Source organism: uncultured Ellagibacter sp. (assembly GCF_934617235.1).
Taxonomy (GTDB): domain Bacteria; phylum Actinomycetota; class Coriobacteriia; order Coriobacteriales; family Eggerthellaceae; genus Ellagibacter.
Window position 1 is genome coordinate 22,079 of record NZ_CAKTTZ010000022.1, and the last position, 18,461, is coordinate 40,539.

Sequence of the window (18,461 nt, forward strand, 5' to 3'; positions counted from 1 at the left end):
TATGTGGAATTATGGTAGCACGGCCGTTGTCCGGTATGTTGGAACGCTCTCTGACGGCTCTGTCTTCGACAGCACAGAGGGGCTTGATCCTCTAGAATTTCAGCTAGGGTCAGGCAGTGTGATTCATGGATTCGATAACGCTGTTCGGAATATGGAAATTGGCGAGTGCTCGACTATAACGATTCCCTGCAAAGATGCTTTTGGGGAGTATAGCGCTGAGCGGGTTGAACATGGTCCCATGTATGCTATCCCCAATGCAAAAGATATTGAAGTTGGTAAGCTATTCTACTTTGTCACTGAAGAGGGGCTAAAGTTCCCGGCGCGGGTTACTTCGATTGACGAAGGTATGGCGACGATTGATTTTAATCACCCTCTTGCCGGAGAAGACCTCACTTTCGAAATCGAGCTACTTGATGTGAGAGGGTAGCAGGCGATTTTTTCATTGCGCTCTTAGCGGGGCCATGCCGTTATTCTCGCTGTACGGCATGGCCCCGCTTTTTTGGAGTGTGCCAAGCGAATGCACGACTCGCATTTCGGCCCATTGTCTTGCTGCGGTTGCCCGTCACTCCTTTTCGATGATCACGGCGTTTCCGTTTGCGGTAACACAGAAGACGTAGGGGAGATAAAGCGTTCCACCGCTGGCGTTGACCGTTTCGGGCTCCAGCGTTATGTAGTCGAAGTCTACGCCGATGACGGCATTGCAACCAAGATCGTAAGCTGCCTCCTTGAGCTCTTTCAACGCTTGGCGGCGTATCTTTACGAGGGATGCGCTTAAGGCATCGCCGACGTTCGTGGCAGTTGCGAAGATGCCCTCGCGCCCACGGGGGATTTCGATTACATCGTCGCCTGAGATATACCCAGAGTATTTCGTAATTCGGTATCCGTCGAAGCTGAACCCGGAGGTAATGAGCATCTGAGCCATGGCGGCATTCTTCTCAGCATTTTCTCGCTCTTCCGCCTGCTTCTTCTCTGCCGCCGCTCTCTCTTTCGCTTTCCTCAACTCTTCGCGCTCGGCACAGTCTTCCTTGAATACCCTTATCAAATCGTCGAAATCGTAATCATCATCGATGTCGATGTCCAAGAATCCTTTGTACGATATGTCGTTCCTCTTCACGAACTCCTTCAGGTCTCCCTCGGGCACATGATAACGCCATGCAATTTGACTTAGCTTCATGCTGATCTCCTTTGTCTCAGTGTTAGAGGTACTTCAGCGCTTGTGTATTGCTGGGGTCGATGTCAAGCACCAGGTTGGCGTATTTGCGGGCGCGCGCGGGCTCCGCTTCGCACTTGGCGAGCAGTCTGGCCACGTCATCATCTAAAGCGATGTGAGTGCTAGCTTGTCTTGCCATGTCATCTTTCTCGAGAGCATATTTTGACCCACAGTAGCGGCATATGGCGGTCTTTCCCGTGTAGTCGAACTCGTTTCCGCCGCATCTTTCGCAAGTGATTAGCTTCATTATGATCCCTCTCGTGGGTAATTGACCTAGTAGTGACGAGCATCGTATCAGGCTAGAGATAATGTATCACAAGCGAAGAGCGCAGCGATCGGCGTTTGAAGGGGCAAAGTGCTCTGAAAAACTCGTTCTTAACACGTGATTCGTCGGTTCTTGAACTATAAAGTGTTCGTGCATTACAATATAGTTGTACATACGGAAAGTTGATTGGAGCGCTTATGGCAAGCTCGACTTTGACCATTCGCATCGACGAGGATTTGAAACGAGAAGCCTCCGAGGTGGCCGATTATTACGGTCTCGACCTGTCTTCCGTAACGCGCGCGTTTTACAAGCAGATGGTGAACACTCGCCGCATCCCCCTCACCTTCGCCCCTGAAGAGCCAAATGCCGAAAGCCTTGAGGCGATTCGCGAGGGCGATGCCTTCCTCTCTTCCGGCAAAGAGGGCCGCTACGATAACGGCGCGGATCTTATCGCAGCGGCGATGCGCTGATGGGGAGGTTAACGGCGGAATTCTCCGCCGCGTTCTCGCGCGACCTCAAAAAGAAGGCTCGTCGCCGCAATTGGAATCTCGCCGAGCTTCAGAACATCATCGATCTTATTCTTGAGAACTCGCCCGAGTCCATTGAGGCTCTTAAGCACCGGCACAATATGCACCGGCTTTCGGGCAGTTGGGCAGGCAGAAGCGAATGCCATGTCGCAAACTCGGGCGACTGGCTTGTTATCTGGTCGTCAAATGACAGCGTCGCCTTTTTCGAGCGCACCGGTAGCCACGACGAACTGTTTAGATGAGCCTTGGCGGCTTTATTTCGGACCGCGGGCCTTTTCTGCGCAGGACCATTCCCCAGCTGAGCCAGCTGGGGAATGGTCCTGCTTTGCGGAGCGCATTTTCAAGGGGGGGGGACCTGCCAGTATTTGGGCGGTTTTCATCAACTTGGGCGGTGCGCGCGGGAGGGAAGGGAAGGCGGCACGCGATCAGGCTTCATTGACCTGGCCTTATGTTTTGCGTTCCCCGTGGCCGTCTCCCTCGAAGGGCAGATGACCCTCTCTAGGGGCCTCCCGTTGATGAAAACCATTCGATTTCTGGCAGGTCTCCCTGAGATTTGTGCTCATCCAGGAAGTGGGAGAGCGCGAGACAAATCGCCCGACCCCCGTCTCAGAGATTACGCTTGTTTTGCTCGCTATATCTGGCTAGCGCAGCATCTCGGTTTAGGCGTTGTGGCTGTAGTACTGTTTGGCGAAGCTGAAGCTTGCTAGCTGCTCATGAAACGGCCCGGGGCAATCAATACTCCGGGCCCTTGTGGAGTGTCGCCTGGTGCACGAAGGGGGATACTTTCCCAGGCGATATGAGGGGAGCTATGCTCGTGCTATGCCTTGCAGGTATATGGTCCGGGGACGAAGAGCACCTGGTTGGGCTTCTTGTCAAGCTCTTCGACGAGCTGGTCGATAGGCCCGTACTTCATGACGCCGGCGAGGCAATGATGCACGCATGTCGGCAGCTTTCCTCCCGCCGCTCGCTCTGCACAGAGATCGCACAGGGAAGTCGGGGTCGGGATCTTATTCCAATTGACCGTCTTCTCGTCAATTTCCCAAGGTCCCTCATCAAGCACGCGGATGCCCCATTTTCCGGTGCCGAACCCGTGCTCTTGCTTGCAGGCGATCTCGCAGGACTGGCATCCGGTGCAGAACTCGTAGTCAATCAGAAGTCCGTTTCTCATATCTCGGCGCTCCTTACTTCGCGATCTTTTCAACTTTGCAGATAAGGCACTTGAACGGCGCACCAAAGCCAAGCTTGCCGACATTTTTGTGCGGGACAAGCTCATTGATGTTGGAGCGCCACACGCCGAACAGGTGCGGCTCCTCCCCATCTTCTTCGGGGAACCAGAAGCCGTGCTGCGCATGGACGACGCCCGGCTTCACGACAGGAACAACCCTGGCCTTCAGCTCGCATTTGCCAAACTGGTTCTCAACGTTGACCCACTCGCCATCGGCGATGCCGAGCTTGGCGGCATCCTTCGGGTGAATCTCGAGCAGCGGATCGGGATTGAGCTCGCGAAGCAGGGGAATCTGCTTGCCCTCGGAATGGAAGTAGGCGTAAGTGCGCGCGCCCGTGGTGAGAACGAACGGGTACTCATCCATAAGCTCCGGTGTCGACACGGGTGACTGCTGCGGCTCTTCGTAATAAGGCAGCGGATCTTCGCCGAACTGGCGGAACATCGTGGAATACAGCTCGATGCGGCCCGTCGGCGTGTTGAAGCCAGGCTGTCCGTCGGGGCGCAGGCGTCCGGTCTCGTACTTGCGGTAGTTGACCTCGCGCTGGAAAACGACCTTCTCTTTGAGCTCATCGTAGGTCATGCCGCAGTTGCCCATGCGGAACTCGGCCCTGAACTCCTCGAAGTTGGCGAAACGCGTATAGGTGCTAGGGTTAAGTCGGGTACCGAGCTCATATTGAATCTCAAGGTCGCCCTTCGTTTCGCCAACTTTAACCGCGTCAACCACGGAGCCGAGCATGTTCGGCGAGGCGCCGTAATGGGTTCCGACCATGGACTGGCGCTCTGCGAACGAGGCGATGGGGAGAATGACGTCGGCGCAGCACTGGACTGTTGGCGTAATCCAGCAATCGGCCGCAAAGACGAAGTCGAGCTTCTGCATCGCATCGTGCCAGCGCTTCGGTTGCGCGGCACACGTGCCTGCAAGGAGGTTCGTTGAGGCGATGAAGCCGCCGTGGATTTCGTACGGCACGCCCGTCTCCATGGCTTCAAGCGTCAGGTCTGCGTGCGAGTTCAGCACCATACCGACATAGGCGGGGTATTCCTTAAGGCCGATGATCTTGTTTTGCAGCTCTGCTCCGAGCTCCTTCCAGCCGAAGCCGAGGTCGCCGAGGGAGTCGTTTACGTCTCCAAGAAGCTGGCCGCCGGGAATGTCCATGTTTCCAGTGATGGCCTCAAGGGACAGGATGCAGTGTCCTGCCTGGGCTCCGTTGGCCTTCTGGTCGATCGCAAGGCCCCAAAGGATTGCGGCATTGCTCGCGTTCGCATACATGCGTGTTGCGCCATAGATGTCCTCGACATCGATTCCGCAGATTTCCGCTGCTTTCTCGGCAGGCATGGTGGCGACTCGCTCCGCCAGCTGTTCGAAGCCGTAGCAGAAACGATCGACGAAGTCGTGGTCGTACAAGTCTTCCTGGATGATGATGTTGAGCATCGCCATGCCGAGCGCCGCGTCGGTGCCGGGGCGAAGGGCAAGGTGGTACGTTGCGCGTGTTGCAAGCCAATTGGTTCTCGGGTCGATAGAGATGAGCTTGCTTCCGCGCTTCATGCAGTCGATTACGGAGTGCCCGAAGAATCCGTCACCGTTCGACGGCAAGGGCTCTTTGCCCCACGCAACCATAACCTCGGGAACTTTATAGGCGGGATCTTCGTAGCGCCCTGCCAAGCCGCCTGCATAATCCATCTCGGGATACGTGACGCCGGCAACGTAGGTTGCAGCCGCGACGCGTGGGATATAGCATGCATAGCCCGACTGGGTATAGCAGGCATTGGGGGTGCCGATCATCGCCATGCCGTAAGGTCCGCACATAGGTCCGCCTTCTCGGCCGGTTCCGCCGAACACGACGATGGACTCAGGACCGTGCTCCTTCTTGATTCGGCTGATATTCTCCTCGATGATGTTGTAGGCATCTTCCCATGTGGTGCGTTCCCACTTGTTCTTTCCGCGGTTTTCCTTCGCGCGCTTCATCGGGTAGATGACGCGGTCGGGATGATAGGTGAAGTCAGGCAGCGTCAGGCAGCGCACGCAAAGGCGGCCTTGCGTGATGGGCTGGTTCTCGTCGCCTTCAACCTTTTCGAGGATGCCGTCTTTATTCACGTAGAATTTGACTCCGCATCCAACGGGGTGACATCCAGGCGCCGACCAAGCGCACCCGCGGGTGACGGTGTATCCATCCTCTTCCCATTGCCACGGCTTGCCTAGGTCGTTGGCGAACCCTTCGATTCCACTGTCGATTTTTGGTCTTGCTGTCATTTTGTTCTCCGATCCTCTCGTCTGAACAGCAAAATGGCAATTCGGGTTGCGGTTCATCCCCGAATTTCTTTCATGGGTTAATCTCGGTCGCGGACCTCAAGAAGATTGACCCAATACACGATGTCTTTTCCAGCGAGCGGATGGTTGAAATCAAGCGTCACGATTTGATTCTCGATGCTCACGACCTTTGCTGGAATCGGTTCGACATTCCGAGGGGATGTCCATCCGATCGTTTCTCCGACGGGAAGGTTCTCCCCGTTCGGGACTTTGTATGCAGGAAACTTTTGCACGGCATCCTCGTTGTATTCGCCGTACGCCTCCTTGGCGGGAAGCTTGATCGTTCGCTCTTCGCCGGGATTCATATCGAGAAGGGCATCGTCGAGAGCTCTCATTACCTGATGCCTTCCCAGCACGATCTCATACGGTTCCCCGTTGCAGTCGTCGAAGACCTCCCCATCAGGAAAGCTGCCCTTATAAAGGAAGCGCGCAATTTGTCCCTTTTGAGCCATGGTGTTCCTCCTCCTTTAGAAGGAAACGGACCTCTTTGGGTCCGTTTCCAGCAATGCGGTCTTTAGTGCCAACGTTGCGAGGTGAGGAAAAATCCCTCAACCGGTTTAACCTCGCTGTCGTCGTCGACGAGCGAAGCGGCAAGCTCTTCCGCGTTTCCGCAGATTTCGCTTACGGGGGCTTTGATCTCGTCAGCTTTCTCCGTCGTGGCTTTTTCCTCGGGGGCTTTAATCTCGTCTGCCATAGCGTCCTCCTTGTGTGTGCTAGGTTCGGGAACGACTATTTCCCTTGCCGGCATCCCGAAGGTTTTGCCCTTGGGTCCCTTCACCGGCTGATTCGATAGTAGTCTCAACTCAGCCCTGCGCCCATCGTATATGAGGTATGAGTTGGACGAGGGAATATCGGTCTTCACGAGCGATGGCTCGCCTCATCTCGCTTTTCCTATAGTGAAATCACGCTAAGAGAGGGGAGTGCGATGCAGCCAGGCGAAAATGCGAACCGAGAAGAATCAAGGTCGTACCAAAATCCAATTTTGATAGGAGTTGTGCTCCTTATAGCTGGAATCTCCGTTGCGATGATTCAATATAAGGTGCCAACGATTCTCACTGAGTTGATGGCACTATTCGCGATGGACGCGAAGGCTGCTTCTTGGCTTATGTCGATTTTCACGCTCATGAGCATCTTTGTGGCGTTGCCTGCGGGGTGGCTTGCTCAGAAATTCGGCGCCAAACGGATGATGATCGTTGCGTGCGGAATCGCCGTTGTCGGGTCGCTTATAGGCGTCGCATCGGGCTCGAGCGCGATCCTCATTTTCTCCCGTGCTGTCGAGGGTATTGCGCTTACGGTGTTGACGACCTGCGGTCCTATTGTCGTGCAGAAATGCGTGAAGCCCGAAAAAATCGGCACGTCGATGGGCATTTGGGGAATCTGGGGTTGCCTGGGCTCGACCATTGCTGCGGTGATGACGCCAACGGTTTTCGAGGCGGTGGGTTTCAGCGGTCTTTGGATTCTGTTCGCTGCGATTTCGGCATGTGCGGCGATCTTGGTTGCAGTGATGATTCGCGTTCCGAAGGATGGGCAGGAGCGGGAGCCTGAAGTGTTGGAAAGCGGCAGCTCTCTTGTCGAAAAGCCTCGATACCGAGAGATTGTTACCAAGGATATTGCCCTCTTCTTTGTTGGCTTCGCCATCTTCAATATCTGTCTTTTGGCTATCCTTGCATTCGTTCCGACTATTCTGCAGATGCAGGGGTTCGATCCGACGCTCTCGGGACTTATCAGTACGGCTCCTATGCTTCTGTCCGTAATATCCTCCCCGCTGTTCGGGGTGATATCCGACAAGATCGGCCGCTGCAAGCCCCTTCTCGTCGCCGCGATGCTCGTTATGGGCCCGTGCACGTTCGTTCTCTATACGCAAACGGAGGCCTTGCTTTGGGTGGCGGTCGCCATCATGGGCCTGGTGGGAATGGGCGGCGTTGGGATGTTCCTGTCGGGCTATACCAAACTGCTGCCTCGTCCCGAGCTGGCCTCCATCGGCATGGGCGTGATGGTTCTCGTTCAAGGGCTCGGGCAGTTCCTCGGCACGTTCTTGGTGCAGATTCTCCTTGGCCCAACGCTTGAGAATTGGATGTTTGCCGGAATGGTTCTCATGGTTATGGGTCTTGTTGGCACGGTCTCGCTGCTGCTTTGCCGCTTGAGGTAACTGAAATATATACTCGCTTTTCTTTTCCCCCGCCGGCCGCATGTTCTCGTGCGGCTGGTTTTGTTTTTTGCGAAGAATGCCGCCTCGGTGCGATTTTGCGAAAAGTATGAGAGATTTCATCAGAGAGAATATGACCCTCATACTACTCGTACGATGGTTTTCGAGCTCTTTGCGGGCGTAAAGTCGAGTTGGGGATAGCATTTGAGAGGGAAAGGAGCGCTCTCATACCGGCGTCGATGAAGGGTCGTACTCATCGCCGACGCGAGGTGAATTGTTTGGAGTGGAGAATTATCGCTAGGGGGCAGGGGGGAAATCATGAGAGACGAGATTGTCGATGAGCATGAAATCAAGGAGAAGCCGATCGGTGCAGCCGAAGCAGACTTCGAGACGGTTCTTGTCGATGGGATTTTAGGCTTCGGCCTTTCAATGGGAAATGCAGTGCTCGTTTTGATCATGGTGTTCGTTCATGCACCATCTGCGATTGAGAGCAATATCGTTGCGATGTGCGTGGCGGCATTAACATGTCTGCTGCTTTTCGTCGGTTTAAAGCTCACCGATGCGTTCCAGCGAGCAGTTGGCAGAAAGATAATCCTCGTGTCGTACATGGTGAGCTTCCTCGGCGCTGCTGCATGCCTGATTCTTCGACTGCCGTACTTGTCGGTTGCGCTTGCTTCCCTAGGAACAGTTGCCGCTTCCTTTTTATATGGAAGGTATCTTGCCTCGCTGGCGAGAAATGCGCTCATGTTCGTCGTTGATTCGATTTTCATCTATGTCGGCATCATGATGCTCGTGGCTTCGCAGGCGGAGTTCTTGCTTTCTTCGGCGCTTCTCGGAACGCTGTGCGTGGTGTCGACAATTGTCTCGGTGGCTTTCACTAAGAAGAATCATCCTTATGCCGACTTCGTCTCAGCGGAAGATTCGAAGCGTCGGAGCATAAAGCTTAAAGGAAACAACCATACGCTTCTGCTGATCGGGTTCATGCTCTCTGCAGTTCTCATTGCGTTTTCGCTTGATTATCCGAAAGAAATAATCACGTTGGCGATTGGCATTTCGATTGGCGTCGCCGGTTTTTTGTCCTTGCTCACGCGGCAACTTGACGAGAGGGTGTACAAGGAGTGGCTGAAGAAAAGCATGGCATTCTCGGCTGTGTTGCTGCTTCTTCCCTTCCCCGTTGTCCCTGAAGCGGTTTGCCTTGGTCTTATCTGCCTCTATACTTGCTTTGTCTGCCTTAACATCATCGTCCTTGTGAACGCTGTCGTCGAGACGACCCGATTCGATATGATTTCTCCGATTTGGCTTTTCGGAAAGCACGGAGCTACCTTTTTTGGTGGAATCGCCATTGGCGCCGCGGTTTGCGTGCTGGGAGCCCTTGCCGGCAGTTATGTCGATCCGCAGATTGCTCTGTATGGGTCGATTGTCGTTGTCGTCGTGTTCTGCTCGTGGATGCAGATTTCCGTGAACTATCAGATTTACCCGTTCGAGCCCGTCATCGAAGAGAGCGAGGACGAGGAAACGAGCGTGCAAATCGAGCAGGAGGGAAAGCGCAAGCTTGTGTGGCAGCGCAAGATCGAGGCGGCATGCGAACGATACAAGCTCTCCCCACGCGAAAGAGAGGTTTTGCGCATTCTCCTGAAAGGGCGCGATGCGAAGTACATCATGGACCAGTTCTATATCTCTCAGTCCACAGCCAAGACCCATATCTACAATATCTATCGGAAGTTTGGGATTCACTCCCGACAAGACCTCTACGATTTCATCGAGGACATTGAATTGACCGAAGATGAGTAGATAGCGTTCATTGCATCTCGACGCTTCTCGGGCCCTTCGCTTTGTTGCGGAGGGCCTTTCTGTTTGTGCGAGAACCCTTCTAGACCGCTTGTCGTAATCTGGCTGGGCGAAAGCATCGGGACTCTTTGGCTCGCTTGCTGATACTCTGAATTATGAGGTTCTGACCTGGGAAAACATTCATATGAAACCATCGAACTTCCTCGTCTCGGACATAAAGTATGAGGGTATTTCGCGGTTTAGAGCGATTTCCTCACTTGCGTACGATTCCTCGCCACCGCCTTTGAAGCGTACTTTCTCGGTAGACGTTATGTTCCCGTCGAAATGTGCGTGTTGGAGGCTTGGAGGGAGCCTTCTTCCGACCTACGAGCGCGGTCTTTCTCGCACAGCAATCTTGGTTTTGCGTGGCTCGGATTGCGAAAGGCAGCGTGCGAAGCCCCAGAAAGGAGTCTTACGCAATCAACGGTCGCTCACTTTGCTTGAGGGGAGCTTCGAACTTGCTGAAAGGCGAAGCGGAGCGAAATGGCGAAAGCCGAAGACAAGAAAGAGGAGAGGGCATGAAGATTTTCAAAGGTCAAGGCACTGCCGATCTGGGCAAGCCGTGGCGCTTCGAAGAAGACGGATTGACCGTCACCCGTGGATGCGCATGGTCGCCTCCCGGATGCCATCCTACTGGTTGCGGCATCAAGACCTATGTGAATGATGCTGGCGAATTGGTGAAAATCGAAGGTGATGAGAACCATCCCATCACGAACGGTCGACTTTGCGTGCGTTGCCTGACTATGCGCGACTTCGTTTACAACCCCGATCGAGTGCTCTATCCGATGAAGCGTGCTCGCGAAGATCGTGGCAAGAACAAATGGGAGCGCATCACGTGGGATGAAGCCTTTGATCTGCTTGCCGAGAAGGTTGACTATTACAAGAAGACCTACGGTGCGGAATCTATCCTTATCATGGGCGGAACCGGTCGCGAGGGCGGCCCGATGCTTCCCGCGTATGCTCATTCCGCGATCGGCACCCCGAACGATTGCTACACTCAGTCGGGTTATTCTTGCTATATTCCGCGCGTTGCGGGTACCACGTATGTCCTTGGCGCCACGTATCCCGAGATGGATTATGCAGGCGGCTTGCCCGGCCGCTACGACGACCCCATGTTCAAGCTTCCTGAGCTCATCGTCTTTTGGGGTAAAGAGCCGCTGCCGTCGAACGGCGACGGTCTGTTCGGTCACGCCGCCATCGACATGATGCGCCGCGGTTCGAAGCTCATGAGCATCGACCCTCGCGTCAACTGGGTGTCGACGCGCGCCGATTGGCACCTTCGCCTGCGTCCTGGTACAGATGCGGCGCTCGGTATGGCGATGCTGAACGTCATCATCTCCGAAGATCTCTACGATCATGACTTCGTTGAGCGTTGGACGTATGGCTTTGACGAGCTCGCCGAGCGCGTGAAGGACATGCCCGTCGAGAAGGCGGCTGAAATCACCGGCGTGGATGCCGATCTCATTCGCGAGGCTGCTCGCGTGTACGCAAACGCGAAGCCTGCCCAAATCGCTTGGGGCCTTGCTATCGACCAGAAGTCTAACGGCGTTCAGGCTGGTCATTGCATCCTTGCTCTCGAAGCTATCACGGGCAATATCGATGTTCCCGGCGGTCAGCTGATCGGCGATGTCAACGATGGCCTCGAGCTTGGCTTCGGTTGGCAGAACCTCGGGCCTGAGCTGCAGAGCAAGATTCTCGGCATCAAAGAATATCCGGCTTACGTCGGTCTTGTTCTCGCGTCCCAATGCGACATGGTCCTCGATGCTCTCGAGGCGGGCGACGATGCCCAGTACTATCCGTTCAAGATGGGCGGTTTCGAGGATACGAACTTCCTTGCAGGCACGTGCGCGGCTCAGCCGAAGCGTTGGCACGACGCGATGGTGAAGAACCTTGAGTGGTGCTTCGGCATCGACGTGTGGATGACTCCGACGATCCAGGCGTGCTGCGAGCTGTTCCTTCCCCTGTCGACCACTGTCGAGCACGACACCGTCGTCTATACGCATTACGGCGCATCGCCCATCATGGCAGGTGCCGTCAACAAGGCGATCACGGTTGGAGAAGGCAAGGGCGATTGCGAGATCATGTACGAGATCGGCAAGCGTTGCATGCCTATCAACTACGATAAGTTCGAGAACTACTATGAGTTCCTCAACTACTATCGCCTCAACAACAAGCAGACCTTCGAGGAGCTTCGCGAGGAAGTCGTCCACCAGAAGATCGAGACGCTTTCTTATAAGAAGTACGAGACGGGCAAGCTTCGTCCCGACGGGCAGCCTGGCTTCAATACGCCGACGGGCCGCGTCGAGCTGTACTCCACAATGTTCCGCCAGTTCGGCGAGGATCCCCTTCCGTACTACATGGAGCCCCAGCTCTCGCCTGTATCGACGCCCGAAATCGCTGAGAAGTATCCGCTCGTCCTCACAACGGGCGCGCGCACGTACTGCTACTTCCACTCCGAGGGCAAACAGATTCCCTATCTGCGCGAGATGAACCCCGATCCGCTGATCGAAATCAACCCCGAGGATGCGCTGAAGTTCGGTGTCACCGATGGCCAGTGGGTTGAAGTCGAGAATCCGTTCGGAAAGGTTGTGCTGAAGGCGAAGGTCAGTCAAATCGTGAAGCCGGGCGTCGTCCATGCGCAGCACGGCTTCTGGTTCCCCGAGAAGGACGCGGAAGAGCCGAGCCTGTACGAGGTGTGGCGCTCGAACATCAACGAGCTTGTCCCACACAAGTACATCGGCAAGCTGGGCTTCGGTGCACCGTTCAAGTGCCTGCTCTGCAGCGTGAAGCCGATTGCTGAGAATTACGACACGGACATGATGGAAGTTTGGGATCGTTTTGGAAAGCTGGTGATCTAGATGGCGGCGTACGGATTGCTCATCGATTACGAATTCTGCACGGGCTGCCAGTCTTGCGAGGTCGCCTGCAAGGAAGAGCACAAGATCCCCGTGGGGCAGTGGGGCATCCGCGTTCTCGACGATGGACCATGGGAGTGCGAGGACGGCAAGTTCAACTGGAATAAGATTCCGACCCCGTCCCGCCTTTGCGACCTTTGCGCGGAGCGAACCGCGAAGGGCAAGCAGCCGACCTGTGTGCACCATTGCCTCGCTGGGGTAATGCAGTACGGAACCGTTGCTGAGCTCGCTAAGGAACTTGAAGAGAAGCCTAACCAAGTGCTCTTCGTTCCGAAGCCCTACAAGTATTAGTTCGGCAAGCTTCTGAGGACATGACCATGGCGGGCTTGCGATTGCTGGCCCGCCAGAGGAATGGGGGAGTCATGGGGAATGCAGACGGAAAGCGGCAGCTGGAGGATTGCATTGAGAACTACGGGATGCTATCGAGGCTTTTCCGGCTCGAAGCGGACAAGGGCCTTCTTCAGGATATGATCGACAGTCCTTGCGTGGATGAGACGGGAAACACCATGTTCGATAACGGGTATGGGAAGATGCGCTCGTTTCTCAATTCGATTACCGATGTTGCCCGCGCAAAGTCCGATTTGGCCATTGACTTCTCCCTCGTGTTCCTTGGGTACGGCGTCGACCCCGATAGTGCTGGTGCCGCCCGTGCCCGTGCAGCATATCCCTATGAGTCGTTCTTCCGGACGGGAAGCAAGGTTCTTGGCGGGGAGCACTGCTCGGAGGTTTCGAGTGCATACAGAGCCCGCGCATTTATGCCGACCAAGACAAGGATCATTGCAGAAGATCACATAGCCTGCGAACTCGAATTTCTGCAGTACCTGGCAAGTTTGGAGAGGGACGCCGTGCAAGACGGGGACGAGGTTTCGGCGGCCAAGGCCCGCAGGGACAGCCTCGCTTTTCTTCGGTCCCATCTCCTTTCGTGGATTGGTGACTTTCGCAACGAGATTGAAAAACATGCGGATACCTCGTTCTACCTGGGCCTTTGCGAGATGACGCAAGGGTGGCTCGAAATCGATGAGGAGGCGCTGCAAGAATCTTTGGATAGGGAAGGGGGATGCGATGACTAGCGGTATGGGGCCAGACGGCCGCGGATGGGGCGCCAAGGAGGTCGAGTACGATCTCGGCTTCGGCGGCCCAGGTAAAAGCGTCGTGATCAACATCACCCGTTCGATCGACGTCCGGATTATGGATGAGGAGAACTACTGCAAGTACAAAGCCGGCGAAAGCTGTGCTGCTTTTGCGGGGCGTCTTCATTCATCGCCGTATCGGTTCCCGCTTCCCCGCGATTCGAAGTGGCATGTCGTCATCGACCCTTCGACCTATTCGGGGATAGCGGAATTCAACGTTCGGCTAATGAACGATGAATTGTTGGACAACTAAGAAGGCAAGGCTAGATGACTGGCCTTGAAAAAGAAAGAGGGAGAGTGAACCATGGAATTAAGTGATTACAAAACAGCTCCCGTCGTAAAGCTGGATAGTCTTTCCGACGTGAACGACATCGGCAAGCCTTGGCGCTATGAAGACGACAACATGATCGTTACCCGTACCTGCCCCTGGTCTCCTCCGGGATGCCATCCGGTCGGCTGCGGCCTCAAGCTTTATGTTGATGAGAACGGCAAGCTCGTTCACGTCGAGGGCGACGAAAACCATCCTGTCACCCAGGGCCGTCTCTGCCCGAGGTGCATCACGCTTAAGGATTACGTGTACAGCCCTGCTCGTATCATCAAGCCGATGAAGCGCGATCGCGCGGACCGCGGCAAAGAAGATGCATGGGTCGAGTGCTCTTGGGACGAGGCGTTCGCAATCGTCAAGGAGAACTACGAGCGCATCTGCGAGCAGTATGGTCCCGAATCGATCATCGGCATGTCCGGCACCGGCCGCGAGGGCGGCACGATGTCGCTGTATCCGACGATGGTGTTCGGCACTCCGAACTATTGCTACATGCAGTCGGGCTACGCATGCTATACTCCCCGCCTTGCGGCGGCGGCCTATATCACGGGCACGACGTACTCCGAGTGGGATTACTCTGGTGCTCTGCCGGGCCGCTGGGACGACGAGCGCTACGAGCTGACCGAGGTCATCGTCATGTGGGGCAAGGCTCCTCTTGAGTCGAACCCTGACGGCTTCTTCGGCCATGCCGTTGTCGACGCGATGCGCCGCGGAACCCGTCTTATCCAGATTGACCCGCGCATCAATTGGCTTTCTGCCCGCGCCGATATCCATCTCCAGCTGCGTGCCGGTACGGACACCGCCCTTGCGATGGCAATGCTCGACGTCATCATCAAGGAAGACCTTTACGACCACGACTTCGTCGAGTACTGGTGCTATGGCTTCAACGAGCTGGCTGAGCGCGTTGCGACCATGCCGGCGGAGAAGGCTGCAGAGATTTGCCAGGTTCCTGTCGAGAAGATCTACGCGGCAGCGCGCATGTACGCGAAGGCGAAGCCCGCAGCGATCATGTGGGGCCTTGCTGTCGACCAGAAGACCGACGGCATGCAGAACAGCCAGTGCATCATCGCTTTGCAGGCGATTACCGGCAACCTCGATCGTCCCGGCGGTCAGTTGATGCCCGGCTCCGATTCCGGCCACAACGAGCTTGGTTTCGGGTACAAGGAGTGCATCCCTGACGAGGTCTTCCAGAAGATGATCGGCCTCGATCAGTATCCTGCTTACTGCAACATGATCCTCAACTCGCAGGTTGACTTGATGCTCGAGTGCTTGGAAACCGACAAGCCGTATCCCATTCGCATGGGCTTCTACATGGGCGACAACGCGCTTTCCAACTGCGCGATGGAGCCGAAGCGCTGGCATGACGCGCTTATCAGGGCGCTCGAGTTCTGCATCGGCATCGACACGTTCATGAACGCGTCGATTCAGGCCACGTGCGATCTGTTCCTCCCCATCGCGACGGTTGCCGAGCGCGAGGGCACGGTCTTCACCCACTATGCTCCTTGCACGGTGACGGCTGGCTTCATGCACAAGGCTGTCGACTGCGGAAACCTCCCCTCCGACATGGAGCTCGCCTACCGTCTGGGCAAGTACCTGCATCCGGAGCGCTTCTCGAAGTGGGCCAACGAGCATGAGCTCGTCGAGGCGTTCCGTCTTGGCGTCGAGGACCATGGCGAGACCTTCGACCGTGTTTCCCAGTGCGTCGTCGCTCAGGTTCCTATTGAGTACTACAAGTACGAGAAGGGCCTCATGCGTCCCGATGGTCAGCCCGGCTTCGCAACTCCGACCGGCCGCGTCGAGCTGTGGTCGACCGCTTACAACCAGTTCGGCGACGATCCCCTGCCGTACTACATCGAGCCTGAGTTCAGTCCGATCGACGAGCATCCCGAGATTAAGGAAGAGTACCCGCTCGTCCTCACCACGGGTGCGCGCGTCACGGCGTTCTTCCACTCTGAGGGTCGCCAGATTCCCTATCTGCGCGAGCTCAACCCCGATCCGCTGCTCGAGATCAACCCGGTGACGGCTCAGGAACGCAATATCGCTGACGGCCAATGGGTGCGTGTTTGGAACATGTTCGGCGAAGCGCTCATGAAGGCGAAGGTGACCGAAGCGGTGGACGAGAAGACCGTCCACGGCCAGCATGGATGGTGGTTCCCCGAGGAGAGCGGCGACGAGCCCAATCTGTACGGTACCTTCCGTTCGCAGATCAACAACCTTTGCCCCAATGGCCATATGGGCAAGCTCGGCTTCGGCGCGCCCAACAAGTGCATGTGCTGCAATGTTGAGCCCATCGCTGAGTCGTACGACACGGACATGAATCTCATCTGGGAGAAATTCGGAAAGCTGGTGTAGAAGATGACGACTTACGGACTTTTGATCGATTACGAATACTGCACTAACTGCGGCTCTTGCCAGGTCTCTTGCAAAGAGGAGCATGGCTACCCGGTGGGTAAGACGGGCATCTCCGTCCATGCCGACGGGCCGTGGCGCATCGACGACGACAACATCAACTTCAACTACTTCCCGCTGCCGACCGATCTGTGCGACCTGTGCGCAGAGCGCACGGGAAAGGGCAAGGAGCCGCTGTGCGTGCACCATTGCCTCGCGAACGTTCTTTACTATGGGCCTGTTGAGGAGCTCGCGAAGAAGCTCGAGGATAAGCCCAAGCAGATGCTGATCGTTCCCCAGTTCATGCCTCGTGAGGCAAAGGGCGAGTTCGTCCACGTCGAGAACGAGCTTGACCACCGCAAGGCTGCTCATATCGAGGTTGAGGGCACGGGGTCGTCGACGTTCGGCGCGCATCGCCATGACGCGAAGGTTGGCGAGTACAGCGAGGACGCCGTCTAATCGCGATACAGTTTTAAGATGGCTGTGAGTCTGGCAATGCTCGCAGCTAAGGGGAGGCGCGAAACATGGAGTCAACCTCGTGCGGAGGATGGCCTGTGAAGTAGCGCCTCTTTTTATGTTCCTGCAGGTGATTGCTTGCGATGGAGCAAAGCGTGGCAACGCAATCGCATTCTCGATTTGAAGGAGGCAGCATATGCCCGCTTTCAATGATTACGAGCACGTGTACAAATCTCTGTCATTGGGCAGAACAACTCTTAGGAACCGTATTATCTTTTCGCCGATGGTCTGCGATTATGCTGACAGCATCGGTCAGCCGACCCAAGGCTATATCGACTTTATCGAAGAGCAGGCGAGAACCGGTGTGGCGCTTGTCAACGTCGGCGCGACGCCGGTCAATTGGGATACCGCTCCCGACTATCCCGCCGAGCTGGACGTTACTCAGGACAATAAGACCAACGGGCTCGTCCTTCTTGCTGATGCGGCACATAGGCACGGCGCAAAGATATCAATCGAACTTGTTCATGCGGGTCGAGGCGTTCATCCCGAGCTTATTAAGAGCAAGTGGGCCCTAGCACCGTCGAATTTCCCCATCCCCGGGCAGTATCCCTATATCAAAGAAATGGATCAGCACGATATCGAGGAGACGATAGCGTGCTACGTCGATTGCGCCAAGCGTTTGAAGCGCGCGCAGTTCGACGGTGTTCTCGTCCATGCCGCGCACGGCAATCTTCTCGGGCAGTTTCTCTCCCCGTTGACCAACCGCCGAAGCGACTGCTATGGCGGATCTCTTGAGAACCGAAGCCGGTTTCCCCTGATGATTCTCAAGGCGGTCAGGGAGGCGGTCGGCGATGATTTCTTCTTGGACATGCGCATAAGCGGAGACGAAATGGTCGAAAGCGGCATGAAGATCGACGAGGTCATCGAGTTCATCAAGATGGCGCAGGAATACATCGATATGGTGAACATCTCGGCTGGCCTTATCGTCGACTGGCGCGCCCAATTCTTCACGATGCCCCCGTATTACCAGCCTCACTGTCTCAACGTTTCGCTTTCTCGGGCGGTTAAAGCGTGTCCTGATGTAACGATTCCCGTTACCGTTGTCGGTTGCATCACCACTATCGATGAGGCTGAGGAGATTATCGGAAGCGGCGCGGCTGATGCTTGCTATATGGCGCGCGCCCTGCTCGCCGATCCCGAGATGATCAAGAAGTCCTATCGAGGCGAGCCAGAGACCGTGCGCCCCTGTTTGCGCTGCTATTCGTGCGCAGATGGAGGGGGGAACCATATCTCGTGCGCAGTGAACCCGCAGCTTGGTCGCGGGCATCGCTATTGGGAGATTCGCCCTGCGCTTGAAAGGAAGAAGGTCGTTGTCATTGGCGGAGGCCCGGCTGGCATGATGGCAGCCCAGACTGCTGTCAGGCGTGGACATGACGTCGTTCTCTTCGAGAAAGAGGAGTCGCTCGGCGGGACTCTCAACGACATCAACAAGCTTTCTTTTAAGGAAGACCTGTTGAAGTACACCAATTGGATGGTGAATAGCACGCTAACTTGCGGTGCTGACATTCGCCTTGGTGTTGAGGCAACTCCCGAGGTGGTCATGCGGGAAAGCCCCGATGCGATAGTTGTTGCAACGGGTGCCGATCCCGTTCAAGTTTCGATTCCCGGCTTCGATCGCGAGAATGTTGTTTGGACGTTCAAGCGCATCGAGCAGCACGGCGTCGGCACCGCAGACGGCGAGCGCA

The 18,461-nt window shown here is 55.9% G+C and carries 18 protein-coding genes; 12 read left to right on the plus strand and 6 right to left on the minus strand.

The annotated features are described in order from the left end of the window. Position 1 precedes the first annotated feature (1 nt). Positions 2-427, plus strand: a complete 426-nt coding sequence (locus tag Q0G85_RS05700) for a peptidylprolyl isomerase (protein ID WP_297155581.1) — start codon at positions 2-4, stop codon at positions 425-427. A gap of 135 nt (positions 428-562) precedes the next feature. Here the strand turns inward: Q0G85_RS05700 and Q0G85_RS05705 are convergent, their stop codons facing one another. Together Q0G85_RS05705 and Q0G85_RS05710 are read right to left on the minus strand one after the other, a co-directional pair. Further along, complete coding sequence (locus tag Q0G85_RS05705; protein WP_297155583.1) at positions 563-1,174, minus strand: YbjQ family protein; 612 nt, start codon at positions 1,172-1,174, stop codon at positions 563-565. A gap of 22 nt (positions 1,175-1,196) precedes the next feature. Next, a complete protein-coding gene (locus Q0G85_RS05710; RefSeq protein ID WP_297155585.1) occupies positions 1,197-1,457 on the minus strand; it encodes a hypothetical protein in 261 nt (86 codons plus the stop codon). Positions 1,458-1,672: 215 nt separating this feature from the next. On the opposite strand from Q0G85_RS05710, the gene Q0G85_RS05715 reads away from it, so the two are divergent. Both Q0G85_RS05715 and Q0G85_RS05720 read left to right on the plus strand, forming a co-directional pair. Further along, positions 1,673-1,945: a type II toxin-antitoxin system RelB/DinJ family antitoxin gene (locus Q0G85_RS05715; RefSeq protein ID WP_297155588.1), complete on the plus strand. Its 273-nt coding sequence runs from the start codon at positions 1,673-1,675 to the stop codon at positions 1,943-1,945. Next, the gene (locus Q0G85_RS05720; protein ID WP_297155590.1) at positions 1,945-2,244 is read left to right on the plus strand and encodes a type II toxin-antitoxin system YafQ family toxin; all 300 of its coding nucleotides are present in this window, start codon (positions 1,945-1,947) and stop codon (positions 2,242-2,244) included. The genes Q0G85_RS05715 and Q0G85_RS05720 overlap by 1 nt, the downstream gene beginning before the upstream one ends. Before the next feature lie 575 nt (positions 2,245-2,819). Here Q0G85_RS05720 and Q0G85_RS05725 read toward each other — a convergent pair. The 4 genes from Q0G85_RS05725 to Q0G85_RS05740 all read right to left on the minus strand — a co-directional run bounded on the left by Q0G85_RS05725 (position 2,820) and on the right by Q0G85_RS05740 (position 6,226). Next, on the minus strand, positions 2,820-3,170 hold the full coding sequence (locus Q0G85_RS05725) for an oxidoreductase (RefSeq protein ID WP_297155592.1): 351 nt from the start codon (positions 3,168-3,170) through the stop codon (positions 2,820-2,822). A 13-nt stretch (positions 3,171-3,183) separates the two neighbouring features. Further along, complete coding sequence (locus tag Q0G85_RS05730; RefSeq protein ID WP_297155594.1) at positions 3,184-5,475, minus strand: molybdopterin-dependent oxidoreductase; 2,292 nt, start codon at positions 5,473-5,475, stop codon at positions 3,184-3,186. 77 nt (positions 5,476-5,552) lie between these two features. Continuing rightward, complete coding sequence (locus tag Q0G85_RS05735; protein ID WP_297155596.1) at positions 5,553-5,984, minus strand: peptidylprolyl isomerase; 432 nt, start codon at positions 5,982-5,984, stop codon at positions 5,553-5,555. Between the two features lie 62 nt (positions 5,985-6,046). After that, complete coding sequence (locus Q0G85_RS05740; protein ID WP_297155598.1) at positions 6,047-6,226, minus strand: hypothetical protein; 180 nt, start codon at positions 6,224-6,226, stop codon at positions 6,047-6,049. 231 nt (positions 6,227-6,457) lie between these two features. On the opposite strand from Q0G85_RS05740, the gene Q0G85_RS05745 reads away from it, so the two are divergent. From Q0G85_RS05745 to Q0G85_RS05785, 9 genes are all read left to right on the plus strand, one after another. Next, positions 6,458-7,681: a CynX/NimT family MFS transporter gene (locus tag Q0G85_RS05745; RefSeq protein WP_297155600.1), complete on the plus strand. Its 1,224-nt coding sequence runs from the start codon at positions 6,458-6,460 to the stop codon at positions 7,679-7,681. Positions 7,682-7,996: 315 nt separating this feature from the next. Continuing rightward, positions 7,997-9,469, plus strand: coding sequence for a helix-turn-helix transcriptional regulator (locus Q0G85_RS05750; protein ID WP_297155602.1), 1,473 nt, complete (start codon positions 7,997-7,999; stop codon positions 9,467-9,469). Between the two features lie 554 nt (positions 9,470-10,023). Continuing rightward, entirely contained in the window at positions 10,024-12,363 is a 2,340-nt protein-coding gene (locus Q0G85_RS05755) for a molybdopterin dinucleotide binding domain-containing protein (protein ID WP_297155604.1), read from the plus strand. Further along, entirely contained in the window at positions 12,364-12,711 is a 348-nt protein-coding gene (locus Q0G85_RS05760) for a 4Fe-4S dicluster domain-containing protein (RefSeq protein ID WP_297155607.1), read from the plus strand. A gap of 71 nt (positions 12,712-12,782) precedes the next feature. Then, positions 12,783-13,490, plus strand: a complete 708-nt coding sequence (locus Q0G85_RS05765; protein ID WP_297155609.1) for a molecular chaperone — start codon at positions 12,783-12,785, stop codon at positions 13,488-13,490. Beyond that, positions 13,483-13,803: a DUF1883 domain-containing protein gene (locus tag Q0G85_RS05770; RefSeq protein ID WP_297155610.1), complete on the plus strand. Its 321-nt coding sequence runs from the start codon at positions 13,483-13,485 to the stop codon at positions 13,801-13,803. The genes Q0G85_RS05765 and Q0G85_RS05770 overlap by 8 nt, the downstream gene beginning before the upstream one ends. A gap of 51 nt (positions 13,804-13,854) precedes the next feature. Further along, positions 13,855-16,224 (plus strand): molybdopterin-dependent oxidoreductase, encoded by a 2,370-nt coding sequence (locus tag Q0G85_RS05775; RefSeq protein WP_297155612.1) that lies wholly within the window; start codon positions 13,855-13,857, stop codon positions 16,222-16,224. A 3-nt stretch (positions 16,225-16,227) separates the two neighbouring features. Beyond that, positions 16,228-16,719, plus strand: a complete 492-nt coding sequence (locus Q0G85_RS05780; protein ID WP_330033304.1) for an oxidoreductase — start codon at positions 16,228-16,230, stop codon at positions 16,717-16,719. 193 nt (positions 16,720-16,912) lie between these two features. Continuing rightward, a partial coding sequence (locus Q0G85_RS05785) for an FAD-dependent oxidoreductase (RefSeq protein ID WP_297155614.1) occupies positions 16,913-18,461 on the plus strand: 1,549 nt, incomplete at its 3' end.